Raw genomic sequence first — 13,122 nt, 5'->3', positions numbered from 1 at the left:
CGCAGGGGCAGCCGAAACAGCCTTTTCTGAACTGAAGTGACTTGTCTGGTTACCGTGTCGATATGAGCCGGAAAGATGGCTCCTAATCCGCGAAGAGCCCTGGAGAAAAATTCGACTTACGGGGGAACAGAGGGTCACGGTACTGCGCGAGGTAGATCGAACCTCTGTATCCGCGGCGGCCACGAAGCACAAAGCGAGTGAACTCGCCTTCTTCAGCGCAACGTGAAGCCCTCATGGCGAGCAACCGCTTCAACGGCTGTTTCGAATAGCTGCCGAGCGATTCCAGCGACCTGATTCAGTTGCGCATGGATTTCAGCGTCTTCTTGATTGCGACTGGCGCAGTCAGCGCTGTAGCTCTCGAAACTAGCGATTTGCATGAGAAGCTCTGCAACATGACGAGGGCATTCGCATGCCGACGCGGAGGGAATCGCAGCAAAAGCCGACAGCACCTCATCGCTGAAGCGACGCGGGGCGGCAGACACTGCAAGCCTAGGCGAGGATCGATCTGCGTCGGCTTGAAGGGCAGGTGCGCTCGAAGTCCCTTGCCTGCGTTTCACGCGCGATACCAGCGATGTCAGCGCAGCGCCCAGCCCGGGATCGTTTGCCTTGTCGTGAACAAGAAGGGCGCCGGTGTCTGAGAAAGTTTTTCTGGCTGCTGCCCCGGCAAAGCGATAGACCACGACTACCTGGTTTACTGCCCATGCATCGCGCGCGGCCTCCAACTCTGTAGGCGGGCTTGGTTGCAGGCCTGCGGATTGCCAGATCAGCGCGTCCACTGTCCCTTTCCGGTTGCTGCTTGCCGCTCCCACTGCTTCGGCCAGAGTGGCGAACTGCGCCACCAGCTCGATCAGTTCCCCGCCTTGCGGGGTGGTTGCGGGGCGGCGCAGGCGCTCGGCGAGAGCTTGCCCGACCACGACCACCCTCAAGGCCCCAGCTGGCTTCTGGTGCTCGATTGGCATTGCTTGCGCGAGGCCGGCGTGCTGGCCGGCCAGCGCCTGCAATTGCTCGGTATGGAGAGGTGCCAGCGCGCTAATGGCGTGTCCTTGCTGTGTCAACTGCCTCAGGAGCAGGACTCGTTGCACATCGGCCAGGTCATAGAGCCGGTGCCCAGATGCCTTCGTGGCGGGGCTCACCGCTTGGTAGCGCTGTTCCCAGACCCGCAGTGTGGCTACCGGCATCAACGTCATTCGGGCAACCGCTGCGCTGCGGAACTGGGGTGTTTGGGCTGTGGCTTGGTCTCGGGCCGCCTTCTGTTGATGTTTCGCCATGGTTTCTTGTGAATAGAATTTGAGTTGGATTATCCAATAAAAAATCCCATAAAGCCCCTTCTGAGTTGAATGTGAATATGGTCATTCGCTTGGCGAGTTACCATCTACCCCTGTCCGCGGCAGAGTTCATAGGCCTTTGTCGCGTCCAATCATTCGGGCCTATGCAACTTACGAGGACACCTATGAGCACGCGTCGTACGTTTTTGATGACTGTGGCGGCCAGCGGCGCCACTTTTGCAGGGGCTGCCCAGGCGCAGGCCCGAGTTGAAGAGAAAGATCCCCAGGCTGTGGCGTTGGGCTACCTCCATGACGCCACCAAGGTCGACCCCAAGAAGCAACCGAAGTTCGCGGCTGGCCGGTTGTGCAACAACTGCGCCTTGTTTCAGGGCAAGGCTGCTGATGCTTGGGGCGGCTGCCCCCTGTTCGGGGCCCGTCAGGTCGCCGGCAAGGGCTGGTGCAACGCATGGGCGAAGAAGGGCTAACTCGACTTTTTTGACACAACCATCACTAAAGGCACTTGCATCGCCAAGCCACATCAAATGATTACTCAGCGTTTCCCTACGAGTCTTTCCATCAAGCGCTATTGGCAGCAGATTCCAGACTTCAGCCTGAGCCACATTCTTTTGCGCATTCCTCTGGCCTTGCTCTTCATTAATCAAGGCGTGAGCAAATTCCCGTTCGATCCAGCCGCGGGCCTCGGGATGGGCATTCCAGCCCTGGTTTGGTGGTTCGTCTGTTACGGAGAAGTCGCTGCTGGCTTGGGGCTTCTGGCCGGCGGAGCCACGGCGCTCCCCAAGCTCAGAGACTTCGCACCGGTTGCGGTTGTGGGTGACCTGCTGACTCGTTTCAGCGGCATTGTGATGTGTTGCATCACGACAGGGATCATCTGGACTGTCCTCAAGCCGGAAAGCCTGCTCACGTTCATTGCGACAGACTACTTGCACTTTTCGTTGTGGACCGGGGGCCTGTATTTCGCGCTCAGAGGAAACTGGGCTGTTGCGTCGATGAACAAGCAAACCTCCGCGCCCAATTGATTGGACTGCTGAATTGTTATTTCGCTTCGTGTCAAAAATGGGAGGTTCGTCGGAGCCGGCTTCTGATTCAGCGATGTCACAAACAGCTCGGATCGAACCCAGCACGAGCGTGATTGCATCGCTCCTGCCGTCTTGCCTGTTAGCCGACCTGCGAACTGACCATTCCGGCGAGTCGGGCGCGGTCATGATCTACCGCGGAATCCTCGCGGTGTCCCGCGACCCGGCGCTTCGCGCTTTTGCAAGTGAGCACATCGCCACGGAGGCGCGCCATCTTTCGTACATCGAGGAAGTAGTTCCGGCGCGTCAGCGCAGTGTGCTGCTTCCCTTGTGGCGCGCAGCAGGTTGGTTGACGGGCGCCGTACCCGCTTTGGCGGGGGCGCGCGCAGTCTACGCAACGATTCAAGCCGTCGAGACTTTCGTCGACCGGCACTACGCCGCGCAAGTCGAATGGATCGACCACTGGTTGCGGTCGAGGCAGAGCGATGAGTTAACTCCCCATACCCAGCCTGCGGTTATGGACGTCCTCGTTGTAGTACGCGAGCGGCTGGAGCAGTGCCGGCTCGATGAAGTCGCCCATCGGGATGACGCTGGGGGCCGCTGGGATGGTCAGCCCGGGTTTTTACTGGGCGCCTGGCTTTTTTGTGTCAGTGCGGGTTCCGACACTGCTGTCCGAATCTCCAGAAAACTGTAGGTCCCGAAGGAGGTCAACTTAAATGCTGGACTCGCTTTTACCTGGTGCCTCACTGCTGGTGACCGCGTGGCTGTTCGGCGGGATGCTTCTTTTTTCTGCAGGATTTGCCGCATTCGTCTTTAAAGTCCTGTCTGTTGCGGAAGCACGATTTCTGATCCGCAAAGCATTTCCCCCTTTCTACCTGTTTGTGGTGGGTTCATCTGCCACAGCCGCAGCGCTTTGCTGGACTGTCGATCGCTGGAGTGCGCTCGTTCTTGGGCTCATCGCAATCACCACGGTATTCGGCCGGCAAGTCTTGATGCCTGCGATTAACGCTGCGGCCGATCAGGGTGAAAAGAGACGTTTTGCCAAGCTGCACGGCGCATCAGTTCTGTTAACGCTGTCACACATCGTCGCCTCTGCTGCAGTGCTGATTCGGCTGGCGTCATGACGCCTTTGCACCACGCTGCAATTCGAGGCGCAACGCCGGTTTCATTTCAACGTGATGACCGCGTTCTCACCTACCGCGGTTTCCTCAAACGCAAGCTTGGTCAAATGGATCAAGCGGTTCACTATTATCAAGCGGCGATTGATAAAAACCCGAACAACCTCCTCGTTCGTTCCTATCTGGGCCAGGGCTTCGTCGAGTCTGGCGATCTGTATGCCGCACGGCGCCAGCATGAGGAAATTTTGGCAAGGGGAGGCCAAGGAACCTGGGCTGAAGTGTCCTTGCGCAACGCATTGGCAAGTGGTCGGACCTATCAATACTGAGCAGAACCAGGAGCTGTACGTGTTGCCTTCACCTCAAGCTGAAACGATTCAAGCGCCGCCCGCCCTGACTGTCCTTTACGACGGCGCTTGTCCCCTGTGCCGTCGCGAGATCGGGATTTACCGAAATCTTCAGTCCGATACACCCATTTGCTTCGCCGATGTGAGCGATGCGGCGGCGTCTTTGCCTGCCGGCACCACACGGCAACAGCTGATGGCGCGCTTCCACGTTCAGCGCCAAGATGGCGAGCTGCTCAGTGGAGCGCGAGCTTTCCTGGTTCTGTGGGCGGCCCTGCCTGGTTGGCGCTGGCTGGCGCTGGCTGGCCGTCTACCCGGGGCTACCTGGGTGATGGAGCGTACCTATCGGCTATTTCTCCGCGGACGTCCCATGTTGCAGCGCTGGGCGTCGCGCCTCGACGGCCCGACCCCCTGATTTGCACGTCTTCCTTTTTGCTTGAAAAATCTATCCATGAGCTCTATTGTCCTCATCACGGGTGCCACCGGGGGTATCGGCCGGGCCCTGTCACGGCAGCTCCACGCCCAGGGCTTGCGGGTTGCCGCGGTTGGGCGCGACGCCAGCCGACTGGCCGAGGTCGAGGCCCATGCGCGTATTGCTGCAGACACCACCACGCCTGAGGGCGCTGAACAGGCGCTGGCTGCCTGCCAGGACATGTTGGGGGAGCCTCCCGCGCTGCTGGCGCACTGCGTCGGTAGCACCTTGATCGCCCCGCTGCACCGCACCAAAACTGAAGCGTACCGAGAGGTGATGCGCGTCAACCTGGATAGCGCGTTTTTCATGCTGCAGGCTTGGATATCAGCCCTTAAGGGGGCTCCTGGCGCCGCCGTTTTGGCCAGCTCTGTGGTCGCACGCATCGGCGTGGCGAACCACGAAGCAATTGCGGCCGCCAAGGGCGGCCTCGAGGCCCTGGTGCGTAGCACGGCAGCCACCTACGCCACGCAAGGACTGCGGATCAATGCGGTTGCGCCCGGGATGACGGAGACCCCCCTGACAGCCAATATGCTCAAGATGCCGGCCATGCGCGAGGGCGCCGCGCGGCAGTATCCCCTGGGCGGGATCCAGTCGGCTGAACAGGTCGCCGATGTCATGGCCTTCCTGCTGGGCGATGGTGCCGCCAGGCTAACGGGACAAGTTCTTGCCGTGGATGGCGGCTTCACTACGGTGAGGCCCTTGGTCCGGTGAGGGCGTGAAAATCCTGCCTCAATCCCCGCTAGAGATCCGCGAAGAGATCATCTTGTAATTCGCATAATCGCAGTGTGTTGTTTTCAACGCCTTGCTTGGATGGAGTTTTAGCGATGCTTCGTGTGACCTACCTTAGCCGTGAGTCTGATTCTTTGACGTCCTCGGCCCTCGTCGATCTTTTAGAGCACTGCAAGCACAACAATCCGACCCTGGGTATCACCGGGATGCTGATCTATGCCAACGGAACATTTTTGCAAACGCTGGAGGGCGAGGCCAACACGGTTGAAGCGCTCCTTGCCAAGATTGAGCTTGACAGGCGCCATCGAGATTTCCAAGTGATCCAGCGTGAGGCCACCAGGGAAAGGCTCTATGAAAACTGGAGCATGGGATTTGAGCGTCTCACCGAGTCAACGCTTCAGGATGTACCCGCTCTAGCGGCCTTCCAGCTGCAAGACTTTAATCCTGAGTACCTCAGCGCTCACCCCACCGTTGTTGAAAATCTTCTTCAGCGACATCGGTCAAGTCATTGGGATCCCCTGATACGTGAGATCGACGCGCGTGATCAATTCATCGCGGAGTTACGTCGAGCGCTAGCCAATGCCCGGCAGCGCAATGAACAAGCTCTCCTGTTGATCGAGTCTGTTATCGAGGCCTCGGAAGGGGGCAAACTCACGGATATACATCTTCAACTTTGTCGCCGCTTGGTGGAGACGTTACGAAAGCGATAACCCTGACCGCTTCAGCGCCCGAGAAGTGGGGGTCGCCCTCGGGAACGCACCCGGATGGCGCGGTCGCCAAATTGCTGCAGATCATCGGTAAGAGTGGTGTGGGGGCCCTCGTTGTTTAAGCGCCAGTGCAGCCAAAACTGCCCACCTTGATGACCACGCTAATCAAAACGCTGTTCCTGGACTTTGACGGGGTGCTGCACCCAACGTTCCCGGTCGAGCGAAACAGGCTGGCCCTGGCCAGCCTGCTGGTGCCCCCCGTCGAACGCTGGCAGCCGCGCATCGTGATCTCGTCAAGCTGGCGCTTTCACTTCACCCAAGCAGAAATTTTGGCCAGACTGCCGCCGCAGATTGCGGGCCAAGTGCAGGGCATGACGGGCGACGCGCATGTGGGCCGGTATGCGCGTTGGCACGAGATCAACAACTACTGTTTGCGCCACCGCATTCACGACTGGCGCGCGCTCGATGACAGCGCCTTTGAGTTTCCGCCGGGTTGCGAAGAGCTGATTCGCTGCGACGGGGCCAAGGGGGTGACAGAGCGGGAGGTGGGGGTGTTGGAGAGGTGGTTGGGGGGTGGGGGCGGGTGAGATGGCTAGGGCTCTCGCATCGTTGGTACGGCGCAAGGGGGTAGGTCCCCCCTCATCTGGTTATTGATCAAAGAGTGCCTGGCCCATCAGCTCAATCGACGGCTGTGAACTCCATCAGGTCAGCGTGCAATTCATGTGGTCGGGTGGCTACTCTCGGGGCAAATGTGCGGACCAAGCCAACTTTTTGCATTGAGCGCTGAAGAACTGCTAGGGTGCGCCCACGACTCACCCCTCGACCGTCTGGCTAGGCCAGATGCTCTTGGGGCGGCAGGCCGCCTCTGGGCGGCTTTGCCATTTCTGGGGTGCTGATGCGAACCGTTGTCTATATCGACGGGTACAACCTGTACTACGGTTTGCTTCGAGGAACCAAGTTCAAGTGGCTCGACGTGGTGGTGCTTTTTCAAGAGCATGTCCTTGATTCAGCGGCGGAGTTGGTGGATGCCCGTTACTACACCGCACCTGTCCTGGCGCGCATAGTGGGCGGTCGCGTCGGCCTGGTTTATCTTAATTTCCGGTAATTGACTTTTATCCCTTATTCAGATAAAGTGAATTTAACTGAATAAGAGTTAAACATGACGACACGCACGCAACCCATCGTGACCGCAGCGCAACTGGGCACCTTGCTGCACGGTGCCCGCAAGAGCCGCAAGCTCACCCAGGCGCAGCTGGCTGCACGCTTGGGGTTGAGTCAAACGCGTATGTCTGACTTGGAGCGCACGCCGGGGACGCTGAGCGTAGACCAGCTGCTTGCCCTTTGTGGCCAACTCGGGTTGCAGCTCAGTCTGCAGGCGCCCGAGGGCAAGACAGCCCCGCGAATTGCGCGGACCGAGTGGTAAGCCATGGGCCGCCGGGCGCATTCCCATCCACTCTCCATCTGGGCCAACGGTGAGCGCGTTGCAACGTGGACGGCAGCATCGCGTCGTCCCATGGAGTTGCAGTACGACGCCGCCTGGTTGGACTCCACTGCGGCACGACCGCTTTCCCTTTCGTTGCCGCTTCCCATGGTGGGCAACGAGCCGCTGCGAGGGGAGATGGTTCGGCATTTTTTCGAGAATTTGCTCCCGGACAGTGGGGCGATTCGCCGCAGGCTTGCGCAGCGCTACACGGCCGGCTCGGAGGACCCCTTCGATTTGCTCAGCGCCCTGGGGCGAGACTGTGTGGGCGCCATTCAGTTGCTTGGCCCTGACGAAGAGCCCGCAGGCTTTGACCGGATCGAGGGCCACCGACTGGACGAAGAAGGCGTTGCCGCTCTGATGCGTGCGACGGTCAGTACGCCCCTGCCAGGCAAGCAGGGCGACGACTCAGACTTTCGCATCTCGATAGCGGGCGCTCAGGAAAAAACCGCCCTGTTGAGGCACAAAAAACGATGGATGCGCCCCACGGGCGCAACACCCACTACCCACATCCTGAAGCTGCCTCTGGGCCTGGTGGGCAATATGCAGGCAGATATGCGGACATCTGTCTTCAATGAGTGGTTGTGTTTGAAGTTGATGGCGGCACTGGGTTTCGATGTCGCCCAAGCGGACATCGTGACGTTTGCCGATCACCCTCCGGTGCTGGTGGTCGAGCGCTTCGATCGCCGATGGCATAGCTCAGGCTCTTGGATTCTTCGCCTACCGCAGGAGGATTTTTGCCAGGCCCTTGGGGTGAATCCGGCAGGCAAGTACGAAGCAGAGGGAGGGCCAGGTGTGTTGCAACTCGCTCAGGTGCTCCAGAGGTCCGATCAGACGCGTGCGGACTTGCATACCTTGCTGGCCAGCCAGATCGCGTTTTGGCTTCTTGCGGCGACCGACGGCCACGCGAAGAACTTCAGTATCCGAATCGAGGCCGGTGGCGCCTACAGGCTCACACCCTTGTATGACGTGCTCTCGGCCTGGCCGATCATCGGTAACCGCAAGAACCAACTGGCCTGGAAAAACGCCAAGCTAGCCATGGCGATCTCAGGCGGGAATCGCCACTACGCCATATCCACCATATTGCGGCGCCACTTTAACGCGACTGCCGCGAAATGCGGCTGGGGCGAGAATGCCGAGGACATCATCAGCGAGCTTCTCGCCCGGGTAGAGGGCGCCATTGGCGCAGTGTCTGCCCAGCTGCCGCCCGGCTTTCCCGCGGACGTGGCCGAGGCAATCTTCGGCGGGATGAGGCAGCAAGTGAAGCGACTTCGGGAGCAGCCGGCTACTTAGAGAGCAGGCCAGCTAGGGCAGGGCACCGTAGCCCCATATCAAGCCGCCTTCAGGTACATGTCGATATGCATCGACGTATAGGGGCAGCAGACACCGCCACTTTCAGTCCGTTCAAGTAGCCCGAGTTCGGTGAGGATGCCGATGTCTTCATGAACTCGTTTGACATCCCGGTTCACCAGCCGGGCCAGCTCGCGCACAGGTAACTCTCCACGCCCTTGGGCAGCGCGGACAAGGTCCCACCTCTTTTCGGGCAATTGCCCGAAGAACTGGCTGGACGTTTCAAAATTCAGTATCTCGCCCTGGTAGGCGCCCGCCTGGGCGGCCTTCGCCGCATGACGCAGGCCGGCCTTCCAATCGGGTTGCAAGGTGATGGTGAGGTGTCGGTCTTTTATGACTCGCTCCCGGTCGTTTCTGCAGAAGCGACGCCATCGTTGTTCGGTGCGATCTCCTCAGGCAGCTGCAGGCACGACGCGTCAAAGCTTCGCATCGTGGTTTTGTCGATCGTGCCTGCGCGGCGCAAGCCCTCTGCCGCGGCGTAAATGGCCTCAAACGCATCGCTCTTGAATTTAGTTTTGCTGGGCATCTGATAGCTCCTATCAATCACCTGCACGCTGATTCGAAATTTCTGGTCAGGTCATGTGCGGCCTGCTGAGCCAGCCACACTTCAGCGGCGCCGCCGTGATCGCGGCCTAACCAACGCTCGATGCGCAGCGCCATCGCAGGGCTGATCGCCGACCGCCCATTGAGCACTTTGGACAAGGTGGTGCGGTCAACGCCCAACTGAGCAGCCGCCTCACCCACCTGCAGGTCCAAGGCAGGCAGGATGTCGTCTCTCAAGGTGAGGCCGGGGTGGGGGGGATTGAACATCGAACTCATAGTCACCTCAGTGGTTTCGGATGAGGCACGTCGCGCATGGAGATGTACGGATGTTTGCGGGAGAGCCTTCTCTTCAGGCCTGCCATTCGTCGCGCAGTTTTGCCACCTTGTTGCGGCCATCTAAAGGCCAAACACCGCGCCCAGTGCCACGCAGAGAAAGGATGCCGCTTTTGCGAACTTGAATGTTCTGCGTTGTTTGCCGCACAGGGCCCTGCATCACGGCGGCGGGCACCTGGGCATGGGCGGTGATGCCCCCTGAGTGCCGGGCGCCCACTCCTGTCGCAATGTGTATGGGAAGTTTGCTTTTGCACATGCTCGCGAGTGTGTGCAGAGAAAACTTGATGGTGTGATGCTGACCTGTCAACTGTGCCAGCGCAGCTTGCGAACCCTTCCGTCGTTGGCGCTTTCTGGCGGGTACTCTTGGGGCGAAGAAGCGGACACGTTTTTTCTGCTGCTTCGAGCCCTACCGAAGGGCTGGACTGCACGTTCCCAAATTTTGAAATGACGCTCCATGTCCACTCTCAAACTCACCCAGCTTGGCAAATCTCTCGGCGTGATCCTGCCCAAGGAGTTCGCGGTGCAGTTGGATGCCGCGCGCAAGATCATGAAGAGCCGGCGCCGGGTGCTCAGGCAATTAGCCAGGTGATTCGACTCTCCCGCAGGTTGTTTTCGCGCACCCACTGCGCGAGGAGGACTTTGCGCAGTGGGTGCGCGAGCATTCACGGGAGCGCTAGCCCGCTTTCCCATTGGCTTGCCGGTTGATGGTGAGGTGTCGATCGGTCATGGCGCTCATACAGCGCAAGGCCGTTGGCCGCCAAGTGCATCACTTCGCTTTGGCGGGGAGCCGATGCAGGTTTTCGAGTGAGCTGCCGAAAAATTCTATTTGGAATGTAGAAGAGGGCGTCGTTACCATGGCGGCCTTGGCGGCGGGTCACCCGAGTGAAGCGCAGTTCGCAGAGCAGGTCCGCCAAATGCCCAGCCCAAAGCCTGAAAATGCCTGCAGCCGGACGGAGTTGCCGCTGCCCCACACTCTCTTGCATGACCCACTCATCCTCCATTGATCGCCTTCCCGCAGGTGCGCCGCAGTCCCTTGGCCCGGCGTGTTGGGGTCACTTGCGTGGGCCCGTGCACAGTCCTGCGCGCACAGCCGGTGTCAACGCCTTGGTACAGGCCTTGCAGGCCACCCGCGCCCGAACCCTGGCGCTCATGGAGGCTTGGCAGCAAGCAGCGCCCGATTTGTCGGTGCCGCTTCTGCCCGAGATAAACCCGCCTCTGTGGGAGTGGGGGCACGTCGCCTGGTTCCAGGAGTGGTGGACGGTGCGCAATCGGCAACGTCATCTGGGCACGCGCAGCCCAAGCAGCGGTGAGGCGTTCGGCCCCTCGCTGCTGCCCGGTGCCGACGCGCTGTACAACTCCAGCGAGGTCGCGCATGACAGCCGTTGGGCCTTGGCATTGCCAGATCTGGCGGCCACCCGCCAGTATCTGGCCGATGTGTCTCAGCGCAGTCTGGCTAATTTGCAGGCGACACAGGACTCCATTGACGAGGCCACGGACGAGGCCTTGTATTTTTGGTGGTTGGTGCTGCAGCACGAGGCCATGCACAACGAGGCCTGGGTGTCCATGGCGCAGGCCCTCGGCCTGGCCCTGCCGCTGGCGCAGTTTGGGCGCGAGAGGGTGGGCGCAGATGGTTTACCCCACGCGAGCGCGAACGCGCAGGACGACAAGAAGGACGACGAGAAGGACGACGCACAGGCCCATATGCAGATTCACGTGCCCGCGCAAGTCTGGGCGCTGGGCCACCCCGGTCATGGCTTTGCCTTTGACAACGAACTGGGCGCGCACCCTGTGGCCGTGGCCGCTTTCGACATCGATGCGTCACCCGTCACCTGGGCGCGTTACCTGCCCTTTGTGCAGGCCACGGGCCACGGGCTGCCGCCGCACCTGCGCTGCGTGAACGGCCACTGGCAGGTGCAAAGCTGGGGCGCCTGGCTGCCCATGGACCTGCATGAGCCGGTGGTGCATGTGAATGCGCACGACGCGCAGGCCTGGTGCCAATGGGCAGGCCGCCGCCTGCCGCTTGAGGCCGAGTGGGAGTGCGCCGCGCACACGCCCGACTTTGCCTGGGGCCAGGTGTGGGAGTGGACCGCCAGTGCCTTTGCGCCCTATCCGGGCTTCGAGGCGCACCCCTACCGCGACTACTCCGCCCCTTGGTGGTTCGACCACCGGGTGCTGCGCGGAGCCAGTGCGGCGACCTCCGCGTGGGTGGCGGACGTACGCATGCGCAACTTCTACTTGCCTGGGCGGCGCGACATCTTTGCGGGCTTTCGGTCGGTGTCCGTGTGACGGACCTGAAAGCCCTGAAAGCCTATCAAGCCCAGGCCCAGAACACCGCAAAACGCGACGCCGGATCCGTCCAGCACCGGGTGGAGGCAAAGCCCGCCGACCGCAGCAGGGCGTCGAAGCTAGGCACGGTCCATTTGCAGGCGTTTTCAGTGTGAATGGTGTTGCCTTGGGCGAACAGGCGCTCGCCGCCGGGCCAGCACACGCGCACATCGTGGCGCGCTTGCAAGTGCATCTCCACGCGCGAGGCCTGCGCGTTGAAGCGGGAAAGATGTCGCCAGTCGCGCACCGCAAAATCGCTGCCCACCAGACGGTTGATATGCAGCAGCAAGTTCAGGTCAAAGGCGGCGGTCACGCCCAGCGCGTCGTCGTAGGCGGCCTCGAGTTCGGCCACGTCTTTGAGCAAGTCCACCCCGATGAGGAGGCCGCTGACCGGGGCCGTGCCGCAGGCGCTGTGCAAACTGCCCAGGAAGCTCACCGCGTGGTCGGGGGTGAAGTTGCCGATGCTCGAGCCCGGGTAGAACAGAACCCGGGGCTGGGTCGGGCTGAAGTCCAGTTCAGGGGGCAAGTCCAGACCGCTTGAGAAGTCGGTCCCGACGCCTGCCATGGGCACCTGGGGGTGCTGGCGCTGCAGGCTGTCTAGGGCGCCGCGCAGGTAGTCCACCGAGATGTCCACCGCCACATAGCGCGCGGCCTGCATGGGCCCGAGCAGACGCCCGGCTTTCTCGCAGTTGCCCGCGCCGAGGTCGATCCAGCAGGCACCCGCGGGCACGCACCGGGCCATGTCCCTGCCATGCAAGTGCATGACCTGCGCCTCGGTGCGGGTGAGGTCGTACTCGGGCACTTCGGTGATGGCCTCGAACAGGCGCGAGCCCAGTGCGTCGTACAGGTACTTGGGGGAGGTGAAGGCCTGCGGGGCGCAGAGGCCCTGCAGGAGTTCCTGCGCCACGGCCGCCGCGTTGTGCTGGTAGATCTGTGTGAACTGAGATGCGGTCATGACGGCATATGAAGACAGCGGTAGTGGGCCCGCGCTCAAGCCAGCTGGGTCAGACTGGGTCTGAGCGCACCCGTGGCGGCCTCATCGAGCGTGAGACGAACGCCCAGCGATCCGCTGCCCAGTCGCACAGGTGCTTTTTTCAGGCTGATTTCCATCCATCTGACGGCTGGGTATGCAGCGCATGCACTTGCAATTCGGGTCATCAGCCACTCTTGCGTTTCATAGTGACCGTCCGCAGCGAGACGGTCAATTTCCACGATCAGCGGGTCATAGTCGAACACATGCGCCATGCCATCGCGAGCGATCAGCACCTGATTCACGTCAACGCCGAGCGTCAAATCCAAGAGATGCACGTCTGGGCGGGTGTCGTGGGGGCCATAGGTGCCGATGTCTGTCTTGAGATGCAAATCTCGCAACTCAATGACGGCGGCGCTACCTGTTTTCATCACAGTGATATTGCTTATCAGCTT

General features: G+C 60.9%; 20 protein-coding genes. 14 read left to right on the top strand and 6 right to left on the bottom strand.

The features are described 5' to 3' along the window. Nucleotides 1–212: 212 nt before the first annotated feature. Nucleotides 213–1,268 (bottom strand): MerR family transcriptional regulator, encoded by a 1,056-nt coding sequence (locus QE494_RS10005; RefSeq protein WP_300042909.1) that lies wholly within the window; start codon nucleotides 1,266–1,268, stop codon nucleotides 213–215. A gap of 182 nt (nucleotides 1,269–1,450) precedes the next feature. On the opposite strand from QE494_RS10005, the gene QE494_RS10000 reads away from it, so the two are divergent. From QE494_RS10000 to QE494_RS09945, 12 genes are all read left to right on the top strand, one after another. Further along, nucleotides 1,451–1,750, top strand: a complete 300-nt coding sequence (locus QE494_RS10000; RefSeq protein ID WP_300042906.1) for a high-potential iron-sulfur protein — start codon at nucleotides 1,451–1,453, stop codon at nucleotides 1,748–1,750. Between the two features lie 57 nt (nucleotides 1,751–1,807). Continuing rightward, a complete protein-coding gene (locus QE494_RS09995; RefSeq protein WP_300042903.1) occupies nucleotides 1,808–2,302 on the top strand; it encodes a DoxX family membrane protein in 495 nt (164 codons plus the stop codon). Between the two features lie 13 nt (nucleotides 2,303–2,315). Further along, nucleotides 2,316–2,993, top strand: a complete 678-nt coding sequence (locus QE494_RS09990; RefSeq protein WP_300042900.1) for a demethoxyubiquinone hydroxylase family protein — start codon at nucleotides 2,316–2,318, stop codon at nucleotides 2,991–2,993. A gap of 22 nt (nucleotides 2,994–3,015) precedes the next feature. Beyond that, nucleotides 3,016–3,423 carry a DUF4149 domain-containing protein gene (locus QE494_RS09985; RefSeq protein WP_300042897.1) on the top strand — a complete coding sequence of 136 codons (408 nt, stop codon included), beginning with the start codon at nucleotides 3,016–3,018 and terminating at the stop codon, nucleotides 3,421–3,423. Next, nucleotides 3,420–3,743 (top strand): lipopolysaccharide assembly protein LapB, encoded by a 324-nt coding sequence (locus tag QE494_RS09980; RefSeq protein ID WP_300042895.1) that lies wholly within the window; start codon nucleotides 3,420–3,422, stop codon nucleotides 3,741–3,743. Before QE494_RS09985 ends, QE494_RS09980 begins: the two co-directional genes overlap by 4 nt. Then, nucleotides 3,721–4,173 carry a thiol-disulfide oxidoreductase DCC family protein gene (locus tag QE494_RS09975; RefSeq protein WP_300042893.1) on the top strand — a complete coding sequence of 151 codons (453 nt, stop codon included), beginning with the start codon at nucleotides 3,721–3,723 and terminating at the stop codon, nucleotides 4,171–4,173. Before QE494_RS09980 ends, QE494_RS09975 begins: the two co-directional genes overlap by 23 nt. 36 nt (nucleotides 4,174–4,209) lie before the next feature. Then, nucleotides 4,210–4,941: an SDR family NAD(P)-dependent oxidoreductase gene (locus tag QE494_RS09970; RefSeq protein WP_300042890.1), complete on the top strand. Its 732-nt coding sequence runs from the start codon at nucleotides 4,210–4,212 to the stop codon at nucleotides 4,939–4,941. Between the two features lie 113 nt (nucleotides 4,942–5,054). After that, nucleotides 5,055–5,669 (top strand): BLUF domain-containing protein, encoded by a 615-nt coding sequence (locus QE494_RS09965; protein ID WP_300042887.1) that lies wholly within the window; start codon nucleotides 5,055–5,057, stop codon nucleotides 5,667–5,669. 149 nt (nucleotides 5,670–5,818) lie between these two features. Next, nucleotides 5,819–6,253, top strand: coding sequence for an HAD domain-containing protein (locus QE494_RS09960; RefSeq protein WP_300042885.1), 435 nt, complete (start codon nucleotides 5,819–5,821; stop codon nucleotides 6,251–6,253). Between the two features lie 308 nt (nucleotides 6,254–6,561). Next, entirely contained in the window at nucleotides 6,562–6,771 is a 210-nt protein-coding gene (locus QE494_RS09955) for a hypothetical protein (protein ID WP_300042882.1), read from the top strand. 54 nt (nucleotides 6,772–6,825) lie between these two features. Next, nucleotides 6,826–7,089: a helix-turn-helix domain-containing protein gene (locus tag QE494_RS09950; RefSeq protein ID WP_300042880.1), complete on the top strand. Its 264-nt coding sequence runs from the start codon at nucleotides 6,826–6,828 to the stop codon at nucleotides 7,087–7,089. 3 nt (nucleotides 7,090–7,092) lie between these two features. Then, nucleotides 7,093–8,439 carry a type II toxin-antitoxin system HipA family toxin gene (locus tag QE494_RS09945; RefSeq protein WP_300042878.1) on the top strand — a complete coding sequence of 449 codons (1,347 nt, stop codon included), beginning with the start codon at nucleotides 7,093–7,095 and terminating at the stop codon, nucleotides 8,437–8,439. A 38-nt stretch (nucleotides 8,440–8,477) separates the two neighbouring features. Here QE494_RS09945 and QE494_RS09940 read toward each other — a convergent pair whose 3' ends face one another. From QE494_RS09940 to QE494_RS09930, 3 genes are read right to left on the bottom strand one after another with little or no spacing between them, the layout of a single operon-like run. Continuing rightward, nucleotides 8,478–8,804 carry a hypothetical protein gene (locus tag QE494_RS09940; RefSeq protein WP_300042876.1) on the bottom strand — a complete coding sequence of 109 codons (327 nt, stop codon included), beginning with the start codon at nucleotides 8,802–8,804 and terminating at the stop codon, nucleotides 8,478–8,480. Between the two features lie 23 nt (nucleotides 8,805–8,827). Next, complete coding sequence (locus QE494_RS09935; protein WP_300042875.1) at nucleotides 8,828–9,022, bottom strand: hypothetical protein; 195 nt, start codon at nucleotides 9,020–9,022, stop codon at nucleotides 8,828–8,830. Between the two features lie 17 nt (nucleotides 9,023–9,039). After that, complete coding sequence (locus QE494_RS09930) at nucleotides 9,040–9,315, bottom strand: HigA family addiction module antitoxin (protein WP_300042874.1); 276 nt, start codon at nucleotides 9,313–9,315, stop codon at nucleotides 9,040–9,042. A 511-nt stretch (nucleotides 9,316–9,826) separates the two neighbouring features. Here QE494_RS09930 and QE494_RS09925 point away from each other — a divergent pair. Both QE494_RS09925 and senA read left to right on the top strand, forming a co-directional pair. Further along, entirely contained in the window at nucleotides 9,827–9,961 is a 135-nt protein-coding gene (locus QE494_RS09925; RefSeq protein WP_300042871.1) for a hypothetical protein, read from the top strand. 392 nt (nucleotides 9,962–10,353) lie between these two features. Beyond that, nucleotides 10,354–11,658, top strand: coding sequence for a selenoneine synthase SenA (senA, locus tag QE494_RS09920; protein WP_300042869.1), 1,305 nt, complete (start codon nucleotides 10,354–10,356; stop codon nucleotides 11,656–11,658). A 25-nt stretch (nucleotides 11,659–11,683) separates the two neighbouring features. On the opposite strand, the gene egtD is transcribed toward senA, so the two are convergent. Continuing rightward, nucleotides 11,684–12,652 carry an L-histidine N(alpha)-methyltransferase gene (egtD, locus tag QE494_RS09915; RefSeq protein WP_300042866.1) on the bottom strand — a complete coding sequence of 323 codons (969 nt, stop codon included), beginning with the start codon at nucleotides 12,650–12,652 and terminating at the stop codon, nucleotides 11,684–11,686. A 35-nt stretch (nucleotides 12,653–12,687) separates the two neighbouring features. Then, a complete protein-coding gene (locus QE494_RS09910; protein ID WP_300042865.1) occupies nucleotides 12,688–13,098 on the bottom strand; it encodes a dihydroneopterin aldolase in 411 nt (136 codons plus the stop codon). Nucleotides 13,099–13,122 lie beyond the last annotated feature (24 nt).

The organism is Ramlibacter sp. (assembly GCF_029866045.1).
GTDB lineage: Bacteria > Pseudomonadota > Gammaproteobacteria > Burkholderiales > Burkholderiaceae_C > Ramlibacter.
This window is presented reverse-complemented; position numbering and strand designations above follow the sequence as displayed.